15 protein-coding genes are annotated in these 19,633 nt (G+C 50.1%); 11 read left to right on the forward strand and 4 right to left on the reverse strand.

Features of this window, described 5'->3' with window-relative positions:
- The first annotated feature begins 88 nt into the window (after positions 1 to 88).
- The 9 genes from BZJ19_RS12460 to miaE all read left to right on the forward strand — a co-directional run bounded on the left by BZJ19_RS12460 (position 89) and on the right by miaE (position 14,634).
- Positions 89 to 3,490 carry a response regulator gene (locus tag BZJ19_RS12460; protein ID WP_077675866.1) on the forward strand — a complete coding sequence of 1,134 codons (3,402 nt, stop codon included), beginning with the start codon at positions 89 to 91 and terminating at the stop codon, positions 3,488 to 3,490.
- Positions 3,491 to 4,094: 604 nt separating this feature from the next.
- On the forward strand, positions 4,095 to 5,783 hold the full coding sequence (locus BZJ19_RS12465; RefSeq protein WP_077675867.1) for an ABC transporter substrate-binding protein: 1,689 nt from the start codon (positions 4,095 to 4,097) through the stop codon (positions 5,781 to 5,783).
- Between the two features lie 83 nt (positions 5,784 to 5,866).
- Positions 5,867 to 6,853 carry an ABC transporter permease gene (locus BZJ19_RS12470; protein WP_046075428.1) on the forward strand — a complete coding sequence of 329 codons (987 nt, stop codon included), beginning with the start codon at positions 5,867 to 5,869 and terminating at the stop codon, positions 6,851 to 6,853.
- A gap of 1 nt (position 6,854) precedes the next feature.
- Complete coding sequence (locus BZJ19_RS12475; protein WP_077675868.1) at positions 6,855 to 7,883, forward strand: ABC transporter permease; 1,029 nt, start codon at positions 6,855 to 6,857, stop codon at positions 7,881 to 7,883.
- Positions 7,880 to 8,866, forward strand: a complete 987-nt coding sequence (locus BZJ19_RS12480) for an ABC transporter ATP-binding protein (protein WP_077675869.1) — start codon at positions 7,880 to 7,882, stop codon at positions 8,864 to 8,866. Before BZJ19_RS12475 ends, BZJ19_RS12480 begins: the two co-directional genes overlap by 4 nt.
- Before the next feature lie 27 nt (positions 8,867 to 8,893).
- On the forward strand, positions 8,894 to 9,889 hold the full coding sequence (locus BZJ19_RS12485; RefSeq protein WP_077675870.1) for an ABC transporter ATP-binding protein: 996 nt from the start codon (positions 8,894 to 8,896) through the stop codon (positions 9,887 to 9,889).
- 20 nt (positions 9,890 to 9,909) lie between these two features.
- Positions 9,910 to 11,793 (forward strand): glycoside hydrolase family 9 protein, encoded by a 1,884-nt coding sequence (locus BZJ19_RS12490; protein WP_077675871.1) that lies wholly within the window; start codon positions 9,910 to 9,912, stop codon positions 11,791 to 11,793.
- On the forward strand, positions 11,793 to 13,757 hold the full coding sequence (locus tag BZJ19_RS12495) for a beta-N-acetylhexosaminidase (protein WP_077675872.1): 1,965 nt from the start codon (positions 11,793 to 11,795) through the stop codon (positions 13,755 to 13,757). The genes BZJ19_RS12490 and BZJ19_RS12495 overlap by 1 nt, the downstream gene beginning before the upstream one ends.
- A 109-nt stretch (positions 13,758 to 13,866) precedes the next feature.
- Complete coding sequence (gene miaE / locus BZJ19_RS12500; protein WP_077456008.1) at positions 13,867 to 14,634, forward strand: tRNA isopentenyl-2-thiomethyl-A-37 hydroxylase MiaE; 768 nt, start codon at positions 13,867 to 13,869, stop codon at positions 14,632 to 14,634.
- Positions 14,635 to 14,768: 134 nt separating this feature from the next.
- On the opposite strand, the gene BZJ19_RS12505 is transcribed toward miaE, so the two are convergent.
- Positions 14,769 to 15,671: an AEC family transporter gene (locus tag BZJ19_RS12505; protein WP_077675874.1), complete on the reverse strand. Its 903-nt coding sequence runs from the start codon at positions 15,669 to 15,671 to the stop codon at positions 14,769 to 14,771.
- A 9-nt stretch (positions 15,672 to 15,680) separates the two neighbouring features.
- Positions 15,681 to 16,574 (reverse strand): TauD/TfdA family dioxygenase, encoded by an 894-nt coding sequence (locus BZJ19_RS12510; protein ID WP_077675875.1) that lies wholly within the window; start codon positions 16,572 to 16,574, stop codon positions 15,681 to 15,683.
- Between the two features lie 545 nt (positions 16,575 to 17,119).
- Here BZJ19_RS12510 and BZJ19_RS12515 point away from each other — a divergent pair.
- Positions 17,120 to 17,431 (forward strand): YciI family protein, encoded by a 312-nt coding sequence (locus tag BZJ19_RS12515; RefSeq protein ID WP_074212385.1) that lies wholly within the window; start codon positions 17,120 to 17,122, stop codon positions 17,429 to 17,431.
- Positions 17,431 to 17,808 carry a type II secretion system pilot lipoprotein GspS-beta gene (gspS2, locus tag BZJ19_RS12520; RefSeq protein WP_077480258.1) on the forward strand — a complete coding sequence of 126 codons (378 nt, stop codon included), beginning with the start codon at positions 17,431 to 17,433 and terminating at the stop codon, positions 17,806 to 17,808. Before BZJ19_RS12515 ends, gspS2 begins: the two co-directional genes overlap by 1 nt.
- Here the strand turns inward: gspS2 and BZJ19_RS12525 are convergent.
- Positions 17,801 to 18,469: a TIGR01621 family pseudouridine synthase gene (locus tag BZJ19_RS12525; RefSeq protein ID WP_077675898.1), complete on the reverse strand. Its 669-nt coding sequence runs from the start codon at positions 18,467 to 18,469 to the stop codon at positions 17,801 to 17,803. The two genes, gspS2 and BZJ19_RS12525, sit on opposite strands and share 8 nt — an antisense overlap.
- A gap of 143 nt (positions 18,470 to 18,612) precedes the next feature.
- Positions 18,613 to 19,617: a substrate-binding domain-containing protein gene (locus BZJ19_RS12530; protein ID WP_077675876.1), complete on the reverse strand. Its 1,005-nt coding sequence runs from the start codon at positions 19,615 to 19,617 to the stop codon at positions 18,613 to 18,615.
- Positions 19,618 to 19,633: the final 16 nt, after the last annotated feature.

Below are 19,633 nucleotides of genomic sequence, written 5' to 3' on the forward strand. Positions count from 1 at the left end.
GTAACGTCACTGTGTAGCATTCCTTCTGCCTGTTTAGCGTTGCAGACAGAATCATTAAATAGCTGCTTTAAGGACAAGGCTGTTGATCATGAGAAAGCTGTTTATCGCTCCCCCGTTTAAGCGCCTTCATCACACCTTGATGTTGGCTTTTCTCCTACTGAGCTTATTGCCTCTGATTCTCGTGGCACTTTTTTTCCTTAATGCTCACAGCAAGGATTTGCAAGAGCAAAGCACCGCACACCTACTTTCTGTACGCGACAGCAAGCAACAACAAGTGCGTGATTACTTTGATGCTAAAGAATCTGAAGTGTTAGGGTTCGTCGCATCAGAGCTCGCCTATGCCAGTGGTGGTCACTTTTATGGCTTGGTGAACGCCTTCCGTAGCCTAGGTCCTGACATGGATTCCGCCCGGCAGTATGCACAAACTCGCTACCATCCCGGTTCAGGTCACGCGATAAAAACGCCCGTCAGCAAAGGTTCGCCGAACTACCCCGGTGTAGAACGCTACCGCTTACTGCACAAACGTTATCATCGCGCCTATTTGGCACTATTGGCACGTGCAGACTTTGACGATCTGCTACTCGTCGATAAACAAGGTAATGTCACCTATTCAGTCAAAAAGCATTCGAACTATGGGACCAACTTATTAACGGGCCCTTACCAAGATACCGAGCTGGGTCACACCTTTGCCGCGCTAAAGCGCCAAGATAGGCAGGTGAAAGGTAAGCGCGATCCTCACCCTAATGTCGTAATGTCAGACTTTGCCCAAGATCCGGATGGCAACGCCTATGCATGGCTCGGCGCCCCCATTATTCAGCAAGGCTACCTGCACAGTTATGCCTTGTTTCGGCTTCCCAATCACGCGCTGACCGCGTTAATGACCCCTTCCTCTTCATCCGACATTCAAACCTTGTTAGTCGGAGACGATCTGCAAGTACGTGGCTATTCATCTAACCCAGAGACGATTGCCAACAGTCTGGCAGTGATTGAAAAGGCTCTGGATAATCACACAGGGGTTGAACGCTATGACAATGCGTCCGGCGACACTATGCTGGCGGCCTTTGCACCTATCTCAACCCATGGCTTGCATTGGGCGCTTGTCGCCGAAGTGCCAATCGACATTGCGTTTGCGAGAGTTCGCCAACTCGAACAACTGTTCGTCGTAGCGATGCTATTGGCCGGCTTTGCCGTGTTGGTCGCATCGAACAGTATGTCGAATTTTATTACTCGTCCTTTGTTGCAGCTGACATGGGCCGCAGAGAAAGTGAGTGCGGGGGATCTGGATACCAAAATTCACCATACGCGTCGGCATGATGAAATTGGGCGGTTGGCGGTCAGCTTTTCTCGTATGCGGCGCGCTATCCGTGAAAAGCTTCAGCTTATCCACCAGCAAAATCAGACACTTGAGCAAAGTTTGGCCACGATTCAAGAGCAAAACCAAGAGTTGCAGCTGGCTAACAAGCTCAAAGACGAATTTCTGGCTACCACCTCGCATGAATTACGCACGCCTTTGCATGGCATGATTGGGATTGCCGACGCCTTGATCGCTGGTGCGAATGGTCCAATTAGTCGTGATCACCAATACCAGCTTTCGATCATTGTTAACAGCGGCCAACGATTGGCGAAATTAGTCGATGATCTGCTCGATTATCATAAAATGCGCTATGGTCAGCTCTCGCTTGAAAACGAAGCGGTCGATATCACCAGCCTAGCGCGTCTTGTACTTTCTTTGGCTGAACATCTTAAAAAAGATAAGCCCATCCGTATCATCAATCAGCTCCCCACGTCCTCTTTGTGGGTCTGTGCCGATACCCAGCGCCTTGAGCAAGTGATGTATAACCTGATTGGTAATGCAGTTAAGTTTACTGATACCGGTAAGATAGTGTTGAGTGCCGAAAAAATTGATGACAGGGTTCGTATTCAGTTAGTCGATACCGGGCAAGGGATCCCGCCCGAGCAACTGAACGTGATCTTTGAGCCGCTCACTCAAGCGGTCAGTGACCACTACCACTATCAGCATGGTGCCGGGTTGGGCTTGTCGATCACACGTCAGCTAATTGAGCTTATGGGCGGTCAGCTTTATGTAAGCAGTCAGCCACAAATCGGCACCACATTTAGTTTTACCTTACCCGCGACCCAAGCGCCTGACGAACCAGTTGTTCATTTACCCCATGACGAACAGCCTTCTCCCCTCTGGCAACCCCTTACCCCACAGGACGTCGAGAATAAGGAGCACGCTGCCACTGTCACTTGCGATGATGGCTTACTGATCTTGGTGGTTGATGACGAACCCACCAATCAGCAAGTATTAACCAGCTTTTTACAAATGGAAGGTTATCGGGTTATTACCGCTAGCGATGGCGAAAGCTCGCTACAACAGGTCGAAAAAGAACGTCCCGCGCTGGTACTGCTCGATATACTCATGCCTGGGATGAGTGGCTTTGAAGTTTGTGAACGATTACGCCAGCAGTATCATCATGGGGCGCTTCCCATCATTATGCTCACGGCACTTAATCAACCCGATGATCGCATTCATGGCTTTAACGTGGGTGCCAATGACTATTTGAGTAAACCGTTTAATAAGCAAGAACTTGCCGCACGTATTGCCACGCATCTTGCCGCCTGTGATGCCGAGCGACGTCAGAAAGAAAATCAGCGATTGGAAGCCGCATTAGCGCAAAGTGCTGAGCGACAGGCGAGCCTACTTGAAACCCAGTCATGGCTAATTTCACAATTATCCCTCGCCCCTGAAGCGATTATCGGGGCAGGCAGCGATGGTCAAATCCGCTTTGCCAATGCGTCTGCCGCTGCGCTATTTCAACAGCAAGATGCCAATCTCAAACGTATGCATAGCCATGCCCTGATCCACGAACCGGATGAGAGCCAACAGCTCGAGCGCTATCAAGGTAAGTTGACTGTCTATATCGGCGACCAGCATCGTGACCTAGAAGGGATGATTTTGCGTTTCCCGACGGCTTCTGAAATCACCACCTTATATGTGATGAACAGTGATACACCCGTCTCGCTGGCACGGATCCAAAGTTTAGAAAGTGCGATTGAGGCTTTGTCTGGCTATGCGTTCCGTGGTGATGCGCGCCAACTGGATAAATTAAAAGCCATGGGCGGTGAGTTTGAAGCCTTAGTGAGCCAAGCTCAGAGCCAGCAAGAGGATAAAGCGCAAGCGCGCCGACAACTCATTGTCGATGTGATGGTGGCTGGGCTTGAGTACTGGGAAAAAACGACAGGCAAGAGTAAGTTCGACTTCGCCGAGCAAAGCGGACTGTGGCGGGTATACCTCGACCGCAGTAGCCTGCAAACGCGTACATTGGATAAATACTTATTGTTGGAAACCTTACCCAAAACACCGAGATGGCGTACTGTACTGAGCTCTATTCGCTACATCCTTGACCACTGTGACAAACACAATACCGATCGTACTCAGTTAGAGGCCTACTACCGACAGCTGCGTCAGCTGTTGCTAGAAGACTGACGCAACCCGTGCCACCTTCCCTCTAGTCTCCCCTATGGGGACAGACACTAACAAACCTCCCTCCTCGCTCAGTAGATAATAATCCACGCAAATAAATGGGTTCTTTAATGCCGATATCAGTCCAAGTGTGAACTATATTTGGGGCTAAAAATCAGGATTGTGGGGAGTATCACAACAAAACGGCAAGATTAAATTCTTGATTAAAAATAAGCCCTAAGAAGAATGTGATATCTGTCACCCCTGAGAAGATAACAAATAAGCCATTGATATTTAATGGTATAACCTGGTTACGTTTCTGGTTTTTATCTCAGAAGAGAAAGCGAGTCAGGATACATCTTCAATTTATCCCGATCGATTTTAACGGTTTTAACGTCATGAAAGTGGTTTTTTACGATTTTAACGATTAATGGCGTTGCGAGGCGTTCTATCGGCATGCTTATTTGAAGAAGTTCACCGGCCGCTGTGTTATCGATTGCTGATGTATACGATGACCAGACAACAGACAACTAGATGCCGGTGCATCGGCAAGCTTGAGCTCGCGAAGGTTGTAAGCAACGAGCTCACTATCCATCACGTGAACTGAAAGCAACAGTAAGGAATGGCTATGTTTTCGAGTAACATTAGAGTTGCCAGCAAGACCCTACTTGCCTCTGCAATTATTGGTGCGCTGAGCGCAAGTGCTGGCGTCAGTGCCGCCGAGCGCAGTGAGCTCACTATCCACCCGAAAGAATTCAATACCTTTGTCCGTAACTTCAACCCTTTCCTTGGCGCCACCTATTTGCACACCACCACTGACTTCGTCTATGAGCCCTTAGTGGTGTTTAACGAAATGAAAGGCAACCAACCTGTCTTTCGTATCGCGAGTGGCTATGAAATGGCGGATGATCTGAAAAGTGTCACCTTTACCCTACGCAAAGGGGTGAAATGGTCAGACGGCGAAGCCTACACTGCCGACGATGTGGTGTATTCATTTGATTTAGTAAAAAACCATCCGGAGCTCGACCAATCTGGGATTAATAAATGGATTGAGGATGTGAAAAAGGTCGACGACTATACGGTCCGCTTTGAACTCACCGAGGCCAATTCCAACGTACCGTACGAGATCGTCAAAGTGCCAGTGGTGCCAGAGCACGTTTGGAAAAACATCGAAGACCCAGCATCTTACACCAATGAAAACCCGGTAGGCTCTGGCCCCTTCACCACTATCGATACCTTCACCTCTCAGCTCTATATTCAATGTCGTAACCCCTATTATTGGGATAACGACAACCTTGATGTCGACTGTCTGCGCGTGCCGCAAATTGCCAATAACGACCAGTTCTTAAGCAAAGTGATCAGTGGCGAAATGGACTGGACCTCCTCGTTTATTCCTGACATTGACCGCACTTATGCCGCGGCCAATCCTAATCATCACTATTGGTACCCTGCCGCTGGCACCCAAGCCTTTATGGTCAATTTTAATGACCCTGATCCGGCCAAGCGTGAAGCGCTAACCAATGTCGACTTCCGTCGCGCATTTTCGATGGCGCTGGACCGTCAAACCATCATTGATATCGCATTTTATGGCGGTGGTACGGTAAACGACTTCGCGTCTGGCTTAGGTTATGCCTTTGAGTCTTGGTCCGACGAAGCAGTGCATGAAAAATATCGTCAATACAATACGTACGATCTAGACGGCGCCAAAGCACTGCTCGCTAAAGCCGGCTTTAAAGATCAAGACGGCGATGGCTTTGTGGAAACGCCGTCAGGTAAGTCGTTTGAGCTCGAGATCCAATCCCCCAATGGCTGGACCGACTTCAACAACACCGTTCAGCTTGCGGTTGAGCAACTTGCCGAGGCCGGTATCAAAGCCAAAGCGCGTACACCTGATTTCTCGGTGTATAACCAAGCGATGCTCGAAGCCGACTACGACGTCGCCTACACCAATTACTTCCACGGTGCTGACCCTTATACCTATTGGAATAGCGCATATAACTCCAATTTACAGAAAGGGGACGGCATGCCGCGGTTCGCGATGCATTATTACCAAAATGCTGAGCTCGACAAGCTGTTAGACAGCTTCTACAAAACCGCGGATAAAGCTGAGCAACTGGAAATTGCCCACCAAATCCAAGCGATTATCGCCAAGGWTCAGGTCACTATTCCGGTGCTTTCTGGCGCTCAAATGTATCAATACAACACAACCCGCTTCACCGGTTGGTGGAACGAAGACAACCCGAAAGGTCGCCCCTCTATCTGGGCCGGCATTCCTGAGCGTCTTCTTCATGTGCTGGACCTTAAGCCCGTTCAGTAACCACTATCGGGCGCCTTGCGCGCCCGCTTTTCCACGGTGTTCACGCCACGAACATCACCACTTCGCTGTGTAAGGTGCGGGTTATGGGTTATTTTTTCCGACGGCTAACTTTTTACATGATTGCCCTTTTAGTGGCAGCAACACTCAATTTTATTATTCCTCGTGCCATGCCCGGTGATCCTGTCACCATGATGTTTGCCAACGCCTCGGTGCAAGTCACTCCAGAGCGAATTGAGGCAATGAAACAACTGCTGGGCTTTGTCGATGGCCCCCTCTATATGCAGTATTTCACCTACATGAAAAACGTCTTGAGCTGGGATTTAGGCACCTCCATCCAGTTTTATCCGTTGTCAGTAAACGAGCTCCTCGGCAAAGCCTTTGGCTGGTCGCTATTTCTTGCCGGCAGTGCAGTGCTGCTGTCCTTCTCGCTGGGCTCGATTTTGGGGATTTTTGCCGCTTGGAAGCGCGGCGGAAAATACGATGCTGTGATCACCCCAGGAATGCTAATCATCCAAGCGGTACCTCAAGTGGTTATCGCGATGTTAGCGCTGTTTATTTTCGCCATTGGCCTGAAATGGTTTCCAACTGGATACGCCTACACGCCAGGCGTGACCCCTGACTGGACCAGCTGGACCTTTATTAAAGATGTGGCCTATCACGCCGTACTCCCGCTTTTTTGTGCCTCCATCATTCAAGTCGGCGGCTTTTTGGTCAACATGCGTAACAACATGATTAACCTGCTTGCGGAAGACTACATCACCATGGCCCGCGGTAAAGGGTTAAGTGAAAACCGCGTGGTGTTTAACTACGCCGCCCGGAACGCGCTCTTGCCCAGTGTCACCGCGCTATCGATGTCGCTGGGTATTGCCATCGGGGGCCAACTGATTGTGGAGATCATTTTTAACTACCCCGGTCTTGGCTCGGTGCTCTTGAATGCGATCAACGCGCGTGACTACCAAGTCCTGCAAGGCCAGCTACTGATTATGACCTTGTTTATGCTCTCGTTTAACTTAATTGCTGACATGCTGTACGTGGTCCTTGACCCACGCCTGCGCAAAGGAGGCAAATAACATGAAAGATCTCCTCACCCTTATTGTGCGCAATAAAATTGCCCGCGCAGGCTCCATCATTGTTGGCCTATTTATATTAATGGCGGTCTTCGCGCCTTTATTAACCCAGCATGCACCTGATAAACGCACCGGTAACCCGCATGAATACCCAAGCTTTATCGTCAAAGCGGCGCAAGCAAATCCAGACGGCTGGGTCGCCACACACTTAGCGGATGATCGTCGCACCCTACTGATGTCGAAAAAGGCCGACCATGTCCTTGGTACCACCCGTATGGGTCGTGATGTCTGGTCGCAGTTAGTACATGGCGCCCGTGTTTCGTTAGCGGTGGGTTTTGGGGCAGGCATCACCGTGTGTGTGCTCGCCACCTTAATTGGTATTACCGCCGGCTATTTAGGCGGTTGGGTTGACGATGTACTCACCGCCGCGATGAACATTATGTTGGTGATCCCGCAATACCCACTCTTGTTCGTGCTCGCCGCATTTATCGGCGAAGCCGGACCGGTGACGATCGCTATTATTATTGGCTGCACCTCGTGGGCGTGGGGCGCACGGGTGGTTCGCTCACAAACCCTTGCCCTGCGCGAAAAAGAGTTCGTGAAAGCTGCCGAAGTGCTGGGTGAGTCGCGCTTTCGTATCACCTTTGTCGAGATCTTGCCTAATCTTGTGCCCATTGTCGGCGCCAGCTTTATTGGCTCGGTAATGTATGCCATTGCCATGGAGTCCATTATCTCCTTTCTAGGCCTTGGCGATCCCAACACCATCAGCTGGGGGATCATGCTTTACAACGTGCAAACCTCTTCATCCATGTTAATTGGCGCGTGGTGGGAGCTGCTCGCGCCTTGTATTGCGCTGACTTTACTGGTTACGGGGCTTGCGTTACTCAACTTCGCAGTGGATGAAATTGCCAACCCGCAATTACGTGCGCAAAAAGGGATGAAGCGCTGGAAAAAACTCAGCCAACAAGAAAAGAAAGCCCGCGACGAGAATCCCGTTGCCGAACACATGCTGATCAGTGGAGATAAATCATGAGTCGCACCCCACTTATCTCAATCCGTGACCTGTGCGTGGACTACATTACCGATGCCGGCGATGTCCGAGCCTGCGATCACGTCAGTTTTGACATTGCCCCCGGTGAAGTATTCGGTCTGGCTGGCGAATCGGGATGCGGTAAATCCACCGTTGCCTTTTCGCTGATGCGTCTGCATAAGCCACCCGCCTTTATCACCGGCGGCGAAGTCATCTTTAACGGCGAAAATATCCTCGATTACAGCGACGCTCGGATGCGCGACTTTCGCTGGCGGGAGATGTCGATGGTGTTTCAAAGCGCCATGAATGCCCTTAATCCAGTGCTGACGCTCGAAGAACAGTTTTGCGATGTGTTGATGCGCCACACCAACCTGACCCGCAAACAAGCCGTCAAACGGGCTCAAGGCTTGCTGGAAATTGTCGATATTCACCCTAGCCGCCTGACCGATTATCCGCACCAGTTTTCTGGCGGGATGCGTCAGCGCTTGGTAATTGCTATTGCGCTGGCCTTAAATCCGAAAATGATCATCATGGATGAGCCCACTACGGCATTAGATGTGGTAGTGCAGCGCGAGATCTTGCAAAAAATCTACGCGTTAAAAGAAGAGTTTGGCTTTTCGATTCTGTTTATCACCCATGACTTATCGCTCATGGTGGAGTTCTCCGACCGGATTGGGATCATGTACTCCGGTGAGCTGATTGAAGTCGCACCGTCCAAACAGGTGCTCAATAACCCCTACCACCCCTACACCGAAGGGCTGGGCAGCTCATTCCCCTCACTCACCGGGCCTAAGCGCCAGCTAACGGGGATCCCGGGCAACCCGCTCAATTTGCTCGAAATCCCGACCGGCTGCCGCTTTCAAGCACGCTGTGATCAGGTATATGAGCGATGTCGCACCACCCAAACGGCGCTGCGCCAAATCGAACCGGGCCGGTATTCCAACTGCCATCTATACGGCGAGCCCATCGCCCAACAAAAACTCTAATAACGCGCCAATGTGAGGAAGTCAGTGATGAGTACAGGTTTTGGAGAACTGCTGGTTGAAGGGAAAAACGTGGTGAAAGATTTCCCGATTAACAGCCATGCCCTTAAACAACCCATGATGCGAGCGATCAATGATGTCTCGTTCAAAATGTACAAAGGCCGAGGGCTTGCCGTGGTGGGGGAATCGGGCTCGGGCAAATCAACCACCGCGAAAATGATTGCCAAAATGTATTCCCCGACCGATGGCTGCATTGAATATCGCGGCCGCGATATCACCACCATTAAAAAACGTGATGAGCTGATGCGCTATCGCGAAGGCCTGCAAATGGTCTGGCAAGACCCTTTTGGCTCGCTCAACCCCACCCATAATGTGTTTCACCATATTGCGCGCCCATTATTGATCCACAAAAAAGTCGCCAAGCGCGACAAAGCACAACTGAAAGAACGTGTGTTTGAACTGCTCGAGCAAGTGGGCCTGACCCCTGCCAAAGAAACGGCGGAGAAATTTCCCCACCAACTGTCGGGCGGCCAGCGTCAGAGGATTAACTTGGCACGGAACATCGCCGTCGGCGCGGAAGTGGTACTCGCCGATGAGCCAACCTCGATGCTGGATGTATCGATTCGTGCCGGTGTACTTAATCTGATGGAAGAAATGAAAGTGGAGAAGCAAATGTCGCTGCTCTACATCACCCATGATATCGCCACCGCGCGTTACATTGCTGAAGACTTGGCAGTGATGTACGTCGGCCATATGGTCGAATGGGGAGACACCGAAGAGATTATTCACCATCCCYAACACCCTTATACCCAGTTGTTGGTCTCGGCCGTGCCCGACCCCAGCAAATCCATTCATGAAGAATTAAAGGGCAACAAGGGTGAGATCCCCCTATGGACACCGGATTCAGTCGGCTGCCCTTTTTCTGGCCGCTGCCCGCATGCGACAGCCAAATGCACTGAGCAGTTGCCCGGCGTCACCAAGCTCGCCGACAACCACTATGTGCGCTGCTATTTGTACGAGCAATAGCGACCAATAAGGATACCATCATGCAAGTGCTGACCAATCACATTGGCTACTCGTTACACGGTGACAAATACGCGGTGATCGTCAGTGACAGCGACCACCTCACCGGCACACCTGTGGCACTGATTTCCCTGCCTCCTCTTAAGGGGACAGGCACTGTTATTCTCGGGACAGACACAGCACCACTCGATAACGTGGTGGCGCAGTTTGAGTTACACCAAGGCACACAGTTAAGCAACTGGCAGATGGGCACGGCTTATACCCTCGATTTCTCTGCCTTTGCACATCGCGGACGCTATCAACTAGTGCTGTTAACAGACACTCCGGTATATTCGCATCCGTTTGAGATCCTCGACGATTGTCTGTTTCACACCACGTTTTCCGATCTGCTGCATTATTTTAAATCGCAGCGGTGTAGTGGCATCTATGAACACGCGGATCAGCACGCCAAGGTATTCGGCTCTGATGAACGCGTGGATGTATCCGGCGGTTGGTACGATGCCTCTGGCGATGTGAGCAAATACCTGAGCCACCTTTCCTACGCCAATTACTTTAATCCGCAACAAATCCCGCTATTGGCTTGGGGACTGGCCGATCTTACCAGCCAATTTAGCTCGGACACGCTGCCCGCGTTTATGCGCACGCGCTTAGCCGATGAAGCGAAACACGGCGCTGATTTTCTTCTCCGTATGCAACACCCCAGTGGCTTTTTTTATATGACGGTGTTTGATCAATGGTCGAAAGATCCGGAGCGCCGCACCCTTTGCGCTTACGCGACGCAAGATGGAGTGATGAGTGAGGCTTACCAAGCCGGTTTTCGTCAAGGCGGCGGCATGGCGATTGCTGCCCTTGCCGCCGCAAGCCGATCCCCGCTTTGCGCGGATCCAGACCAACAAGCACGCTATTTAGACGCCGCCATTCGCGGCTACTGGCATTTGGTTGAACATAACCATCATTACCTTGATGACGGTGAGCCCAACATTATTGACGAAACCTGCGCCCTTCTCGCCGCATGTGAGTTACATCACGCCACTCGGCAGTCTACCGAAGAGCAATCTACCGGGGACAGTCACGCTTATTTAACGGGACAGGCACCTTTAGGTTCTGGGGACAGACACATTAGTGCGAACAGTGACTGTCCCTTCTTGAGCGAGGCTCGAGGCTGGATGAAAAAGCTGGTCGCACGGCAGTGCAGTGATGAAACTTGCCAGTATTATTGGTCAGCAAATACTGATGGGAGCCGTCCCTTTTGCCATGCCGCCGATGCCGGTCTACCCGGCTTGGCATTAGTTCGCTACCTCGATGTGGAAACCGACCCCAGCCATCAAGCTATCGCGCAAACAGCACTGGAACGCGCCTGCCAGTTTGAGCTGAGCCTAACACAAGCAGCCGATAATCCATTCGCGTATCCGCGTCAGTACGTCAAACCCGTCGAAGGCGTCAAACAGGTACGTCACTTTATTCCTCACCACAATGAAACCGGCTATTGGTGGCAAGGCGAGAATGCACGCTTGGGGTCACTGGCAACCTTTGCGTGTCAAGCGACGCGCCATATTCAAGACAATGCGCTAAATGCGGCCCTCCACACCTTTAGCCAACGGGCGCTTAATTGGATCCTCGGTTTAAACCCATTTGATATCTGTATGCTCGATGGGCATGGTCACAACAACCCAGATTACCTACCGCACTTGGGCTTTTTTAATGCCAAAGGGGGGATCTGCAATGGCATTACCGCAGGGATGGAGGATGAAACACAGATTGCCTTCAACCCCGCGCCATATTGCGATGATATGGCGCAAAACTGGCGATGGGGCGAGCAGTGGTTGCCACATGCAAGCTGGTTTATGCTCGCCATCAGTGCGCAAACACTGGTTGGAAACGGCCACTCGAACAAGGAGAACGCGTGATGACTTACCGGCTCGATCTTAGTGTGATCAACGAGTATCCCAATGACACCCCACCGCGCAGCCGAATGGGGTTAACCCTGCATAATCTCACCGACCGTTCGTTGGAAGCGCTGTCCATTGCGGTATTGTTTGATCGCTTCATCAATCCCAATACCCTGTCACAAGGCAGTATTGAGCAAATCGGTAGTTATTGCGTCATTACACCGGCGCATCAAACACTCGATGCCAATCAAAGCTTATACATCGAGTTTGATGCCCACACGCCGCCATTGCGGTTCCTTTGTGCCGGCTTTAAAGATGCGCTGCTCTATGCCAATGGCGAGCAATATTCAGTGATGCTCACTCCCATTAACTTGGCACACACTCATACCACACGATCAACGATTCCAGATGTTCATCCCGCCGAGCACGCCATTATTCCGGTGCCCAAATCAGTGCGCCACCAGCCAGGGTACTTTACGCTTTCACCCACAACACCATTAATCGCAGTGGATCCACAGGCCCTACCCGCCGCGCAGTGGCTAAGCAACGAATGGGTTCGGATGTACCCGCAAGCTGATATTGCACTCGACCCACGCTACCAAGATGCGGTAACTGGCGATCATGCCATTATCTTACGGCCGTTACCCGACTCCGCACTTCGAGATATCGCCCACCGTGATGAGGCCTATCAGCTCACCGTCACCGACCAAGGCGTGGTTATCCAAGCCTGTGCTGAGCGAGGGTTTATTCACGGCTGCGCATCGCTGTTACAACTTTGCCAAGAGCATGAAACACAGCTTCGAATACCGGCAATCAAAATCAGCGATGCACCACGCTTTGCTTACCGAGGGATGATGCTCGATTGCGCGCGCCATTTTCATTCGGTGGACACGGTAAAGCGACTGATTAACCAGTTAGCCTATTTTAAGTTCAATACCTTTCACTGGCATTTAACCGACGATGAAGGCTGGCGACTGGAGATTAAAGCTCTGCCTGAATTGACGCGCTATGGGAGTCAACGCGGCCCCAATACCCGCCTTGCTCCGCAATTCAGTCATATTGCAGAGCGTCACGAAGGTTATTATCGCCAAGAAGAGGTGCGTGACGTGATTGAATACGCCGCGGCCCGAGGTATTACCGTCATTCCAGAAATTGATATTCCCGGCCACTGTCGCGCAGCCATCAAAGCGCTGCCTGATTGGCTACACGATGCCGACGACCGCTCTACTTACCGCAGCGTACAACACTACACCGATAACGTATTATCGCCAGCCCTTGATGGCACGTATCGATTTTTAGATACGGTATTAAGTGAAGTCGCCGAGCTTTTTCCTGCCTCATGGGTCCATATTGGCGCCGATGAAGTCCCTGACGGGGTATGGACGGATAGCCCAATTTATCGGGACAGACGCATGAACGGAGAAACGACCGCTTCGCTACAGGGACAGATACTGACCTATGCTGAGCAAAAGCTTCGCGCCTTGGGCAAACGTATGGTTGGCTGGGAAGAAGTGCAGCACGGCGATAAAGTCAGCAAAAACACCGTGATCTATTCATGGCAAAGCGAAGAGGCCGCATTGCACTGTGCGCAGCATGGTTTTGATGTGATTTTAACCCCCGGTCAAGCGACCTATCTCGATATGGTGCAAGATTATGCTGCTACCGAACCTGGGCTCGACTGGGCGGGCGTCACGCCATTAGAAAAAGCCTACCAATATGAGCCGCTGGCAAGCCTCGCCAGTGACGACCCCGCCCGTGAGCACATACTAGGCGTGCAATGTGCACTCTGGAGTGAACTGATCACCAATCAGGACAGGCTCGATTACATGGTATTTCCAAGGCTTACCGCCATTGCGGAAGCGGCTTGGAGCCACAGTGAGCGCCGTGACTGGCTCGATTATCTAGCCAGACTCAAAGCGCAATTACCGCGTTTAGACAAGTTCGGTATTCAATACCGTTCCCCTTGGGCATCGAACAAGTAGGCCGAATTCGCCCACCTGGCAGTGCGCCCTGCGCTGCCAGCTCTTTGCGCTTGCATACCATCTGTTTATAATGCTCAGCCATTGTTGTCAGTCTGAGAGTGTTTCCGGCATGCTACGCCAAGAAATTAATACCCTACTCACCCCTATTCATGGTTTTCTGCACTGTCAAACCCCCGACAGTTGGATTGACGCGGCCATCCAGCCTGACAACCAATCGATTCTTTTGCGCGATCACGCAAACTGCGAATTAAAAGCCAGCCAAACCGCGATGTGGCTGATCCGTAAATATGCGGTTGACGCGGCGAGTGGCGAGCAACTGCTGGCATGGGCCAAACCCTATGAGGACTTTGTCTATCGCGGCGTTCGCGATGGGATCTTCCACGCGCGAAAAAACGGTCTCAGCGCGCCTTTAACCCCCAAAGCGGGGTTTGCCCACGGCCAAGCCTTGATTGATAAAATGGTCCGCTTAATCAAAGAAGAGTTTCATCACTTTGAGCAAGTGATTGAGATCATGGACGCACGCGGCATTCCTTATCAACCGTTAGAAGCAGGCCGCTACGCCAAAGGATTAATGCGCGCGGCACGCACTCATGAGCCGGCAACCTTGGTCGATAAACTGATTATTGGCGCCTACATTGAAGCACGCTCCTGCGAGCGCTTTGCCAAAGTCGCCCCACACCTTGATGATGAACTGCAAAAGTTCTATATCTCGCTACTGCGGTCGGAAGCACGCCATTATCAAGATTACCTCACGCTTGCAGAAACCATCGCCGGCGAAGACATTCGCGACCGCATTCAAACCATCGGCGAACGCGAAGCCGAACTCATCCAAGCACCCGACAGCCAATTCCGCTTTCACAGCGGCGCCCCTGCTTAGCTTCACCTTCAAGAAGAATCACTCGATGACTCGGCATCTTCTACCCAAAAGAGATGGCATGATGAACTTGAGACATATTATCGCATGATAGAAAAGCGTGTGCCGTTACAGCCAATCGGCACACGCAATGGCGGTTAAAACAACTGCATGATTTGCAGACTTATCGGGATAGAAACAATAGAGAAAAACGTGCTCATCATCACCGTAGTTGCCGCTATTTGCGGATGCACCCCTAGCTGATTARCCACCACCACCACATTACCAGCCATCGGTGTCGCTAWCATAAGTGCAATGACAACCAAGCTACTTTGCTCTACGCCAAGCCAAGTGAAAAGAAACACACCAATCACAGGCACACAAATGTGCTTCCAACCAATTGACGCAAACGAAAAGGTCCAATCAAGCTCGAGCTTCCGATAAGACGACAGCGTCATTCCAATGACCATCATCCCCAATACACTGTAGGCCCCTTTAAAGTTATCCATAAAACTCAACACTTCATCATGAACAGTGATACCCAAGTATTTAAACGTAAGTGCCAATATGGTGGCGTAAATGATAGGCAGTGAGAGTACCTTTTTTACACACTCTTGCGTACTGAACATCCCTCTTGCTGTAATAAAGTAACCGAGCGTAAATTCATAAATATTGATGCCAATAATGATGAAAATCGCTACCGCCCACTGAGAGGGTTCAAACAAAGACAACACAATAGGAAGAGCAAAATAGCCGGTATTCCCCGTACCACCAGCAAATGAAAACAGGTTTCGCTTACTACATCCCCAAAATACATTGGCTAACACATATGCGCCGGCGGCTAGAAATCCAGCGGTTAAAAATGCTCCTATAGAGAAAGTGAAGTAGCTCAAGTTAGAAGGAGACTCCAGAATAGATGTGAAAATCACAAACGGAGAAATGACATAGACAAGCAATGTAGAAATATCTTTCGGCGATACCTTCCACTTTCGACCGATCACCCATCCAATCACGGATACAGAGATCAACATGCTGATTTTAAGAAAAAGTAAGAACTCCATGAAATGCTCCTATAAACCGATAACTTGAGCATTATCGTGGAAGGAAGAACCATAACACCGTTGCAACCAACGATTTCCTTTTACTTCCCCTCTACCATGTACTGTCCTTAGGTTGTTAAACACAACCAGATCGCCGGACTTCCAACTGCTCACCGTCTTATGTTTATACATCGCTGATATAAGCTTTTTTAGCGCGTTATCTGCTTGCGGCGTAATTCCTTGGGTGCTATGCGTCGCAACTTTGATTTCGTAAAAACCGTTGATTTTATCCAAAACCGAGCTTTGACAAATACCGCTTTGAACATTGAACGTTTCAGGAGCACGATGCATGAACAATCTTTCGGTTAAGATATTAATGTCCTGTTCGGTGAGATCATTAAGACAAGCTTGCAAGCTAGAAATATCAGTCGCGACATTTCCTTCATTCACAAGGCACATTAAAGACAAGGTATGTGGTCGACTCTCTCTATCGAGATAAGCCCCGTCGGTGTGGAACATAAATTCATCACGACCATTGCTCGATTTACTGCTTTCTAAGCTAGGAATAGGAGCTATCTCATGCACTAAAGCGCCGTCTTTCTCATTTTGATAGGAAAACACACACATACCCAGAGCGGATGTAATCCCACAAAGTAAATGTTCTGAATAGTATGATTTATCTTTGGGGCGTTTACCGTCGACTGGGGGAGGAGGTAAATCGGAATCGATAGGAAGGGACTCAAATTTTACCATGCCAGAACCAAATGATAGTTCCTCTTTCATCACGGACAAATCAGGCAGTGATGACACAATATGCTGCCTTGCTTCTTCTATCGAGTCTTTACTCACCGGTTTATGCGACATTTTTAAAAATTTAGAGGACAGCACCTCAGATTCTTGGGGGGTTATTGTATATTTAATCATTTTGCCAACCTACTGACTGTATTGTTATTTAGGCAACCAATGTTGCGCGCAAATACTAATCAATAAGTTGCATCATAAATGAGAGTAAATTCACACTTACAACAAAAAAGAAACACTTAATTTACAAAAAAATCAAGAAAGTCATGCCATAAAAAACAACACCTTACAAGAAAGCCCTGTGATGGCGACCATACTCTCTATTGTGTATTAACTCTCTTATCTCGATATCCCTTCTTCTTTTTTCGACGCATATTTTTAACCATATCCAATAAAAATTAAGGTTTTCCTTTTTATTTTTGTCTTACCCCGCAATAGACGCCAGTATAATAATCAGTACAAGCAATATCCCCACGACTTTTAAAAGCGGTGCGAGCCCTTTAGTCCCGCCTTTCGGTGCTTGATTACAACAACCCATGACACTGCCTATTTGCTAAAAAATACCAACATAAAGCTTCCCGTTGCTGGAAAGTAAAGGGCAAATGTTGATGCCTGCCCTCGTTCGCTTTATGCTGTCTGCCAACCTAGACCCAAGAAGGATCCGAAGGATGTGGTATCTCATATATTCGCAAGACGTAGAGAACAGCCTACCGCTACGCAAGCAAGTGCGTGACGCACACCTTGAGCGCTTACACCAACTGGAAAAAGAAAACCGCTTGATGATTGCAGGACCAAACCCTGCCGTTGATAGCGACGAGCCGGGCGAAGCTGGGTTTACGGGGTCAACCGTTATTGCTTGGTTTGAGTCATTATCAGCCGCCCAAGCCTGGGCCGACAAAGACCCTTATGTAGCCGCTGGCGTCTATGCAGACGTAACCGTTAAACCTTTCAAAAAAGTGCTTCCTCAGGATCCTGCCTAATGCGATTAGTAAAAGTATTAATGATGGCTGCCATTGGGCTAATACTGAGTGCCTGTAGTAGCACCCAGCATGACCAAGCCGCAGAAGCCGCAATCCAACGTGCCGACATGATTGCACAGTTACTGCCGATGGATATTGAAGGCTACTCACTGGTTCGCGCTCGTGCACAAGATGCCATCATCGAGCTGACGCTTCTGGAGAAGAATGCCAAAAAAGCACCGGGGCAGCTCTTTTCCGGCTTAAAACGTCGATATTGCGAGGATAACGATATCCGCAGTATGTTAGATAGTGGTATCAGCTATACCATTTTGGTTCGCGACACCCGTGGTCGACAAATCCTCAAAAACGCTATCGATGCCCCCGGGTGTGCTAGCTAATTAATTGCCAAGGCTGCTCCCACTCCACCGGTAAGGTTGGCCACAATTCGCCTTGGCTCGGGGGCAGCACATAGCTATAGCGTGTTTCAGGCTGATCATCGGCAAAACGACACGTAAATTGCAGCCCATAAGCGTGTAAGTAGCCACGATCGGCAGGCTCGCCGCCATAGTAATCATCACCGATGAGCGGAGAGCCAATGCTTTTCATCGCCACGCGAATTTGATGGGTTTTGCCTGTGTAGGGCCGACAGAGAAAAAATCGCCGCCCCTCACCACCAGCAATAGAGATAAAGCGCGTTCTCGCAGGATTATCTTTGCTGGTCAGTAATTTCCAGCTACCTCGCCGCCCCTTAGTCATATCTCCAACGATCAATCCCTGCTTCTTACGCGGCTTTTTCGCACTTAATGCCAAATAGAACTTTTCTATCTCGCGAGAAGCAAACAGCCCAGAGAGGACAGAGGCCGCATGAGAAGAAGTTGCCAGCAGCAGCAAGCCCGATGTCATCTTGTCTAACCGATGCACAAGGTAGACTTTCTCAACCCCAATGTGCGCCGCCACGGCCGGTAGAAGTGCCGCGTGATCGGCTTCTTTTTGCACGCTAACGCCGTGGTGCTTATTGATCACCACAAAGTGTTGGTTTTGGTCGACAATTGAAAACATAACGAGGAAATTTACTGGTTGGCCATTGAGGACAGGCATCATAACGGCTTCACCCTTACGCCGCTAGGGTAATTATAAAGGTGTCTGTCCCGTTAGCTCTCTTTAACTTAAAGTGTCTGTCCCCGATAGATCACCTAATAGCTCTATATCCGCTTCACACTCTCGCGTACTACCAGCGTTGGCTCGAGCTGAACGGTTTGGCTGTCACTTTGAGGGTCATCCAGTTTGTGGAGTAGCGTTTCGACGGCCGCTTGACCGAGACGATACTTGGGCTGATGAACGGTAGTCAGGGAGGGCGAGACAAATTTAGCGAGGTGGATATCATCGTACCCCATGATAGAAAGATCCTCGRGTACCCGAATGCCGAGTGCATTAGCAGCATTGATCGCGCCCATCGCCATCATGTCATTGCCGGCAAAAATCGCGCTCGGCAGGGAGCCGCTCGCGGCGATCGCTTGCATGCCTTGATAGCCGCCCTCACACTCAAAGTCCGCTTCTACCATCCAGTCGGCGTTCTCAGTAAGTCCAGCATCGCGCAGCGCATCTTTAAAGCCTTGAAAACGGCGCTGTGCTTGTTGTTTAAGCAAAGGACCACTGATACAACCAATCTGGCGGTGGCCGCAGTCAATCAAGTGCTGGGTCGCTAAATAGCCGCCTTGATAGGAATTATCTTGAATTTTATCGCAAGCAAAATCAATCGGCCCCCAATCCATCACCACCACGGGAATATCCGGATAACGATCAAAGCCTTCAATCCGCTCACCTTCCAAGGTCGAACACATCAAAATCAAACCATCGACCCGCTTTTGCAACAGCGTATCAATTGAAGCACGCATACGCTCAGCATCGCCTTCCGTGTTGCATAAAATCAAACTGTAGCCATTGTGATAACAGCTGCGCTCGACGCCTTTTACTACTTCGCCAAAAAACGGATTGGTGGAAGTGGTCACCAGCATGCCAAATGTTTTGGTTCGATTCACTTTTAGGCTGCGAGCCAGTGCCGACGGGGCGTAATAGTTAAGCTCTTTCGCGGCTTGGTTTACCTTCTCAGCAATCGCCTCACTCACATAACGGGTGTTGTTAATGACATGACTGACCGTCGATGTCGACACGCCCGCCCGTTTGGCAATATCTTTCATGGTCGCCATTTATCGCGCTCCGCTG

Source organism: Salinivibrio proteolyticus (assembly GCF_001996165.1).
Classification (GTDB): Bacteria; Pseudomonadota; Gammaproteobacteria; order Enterobacterales; family Vibrionaceae; genus Salinivibrio; species Salinivibrio proteolyticus.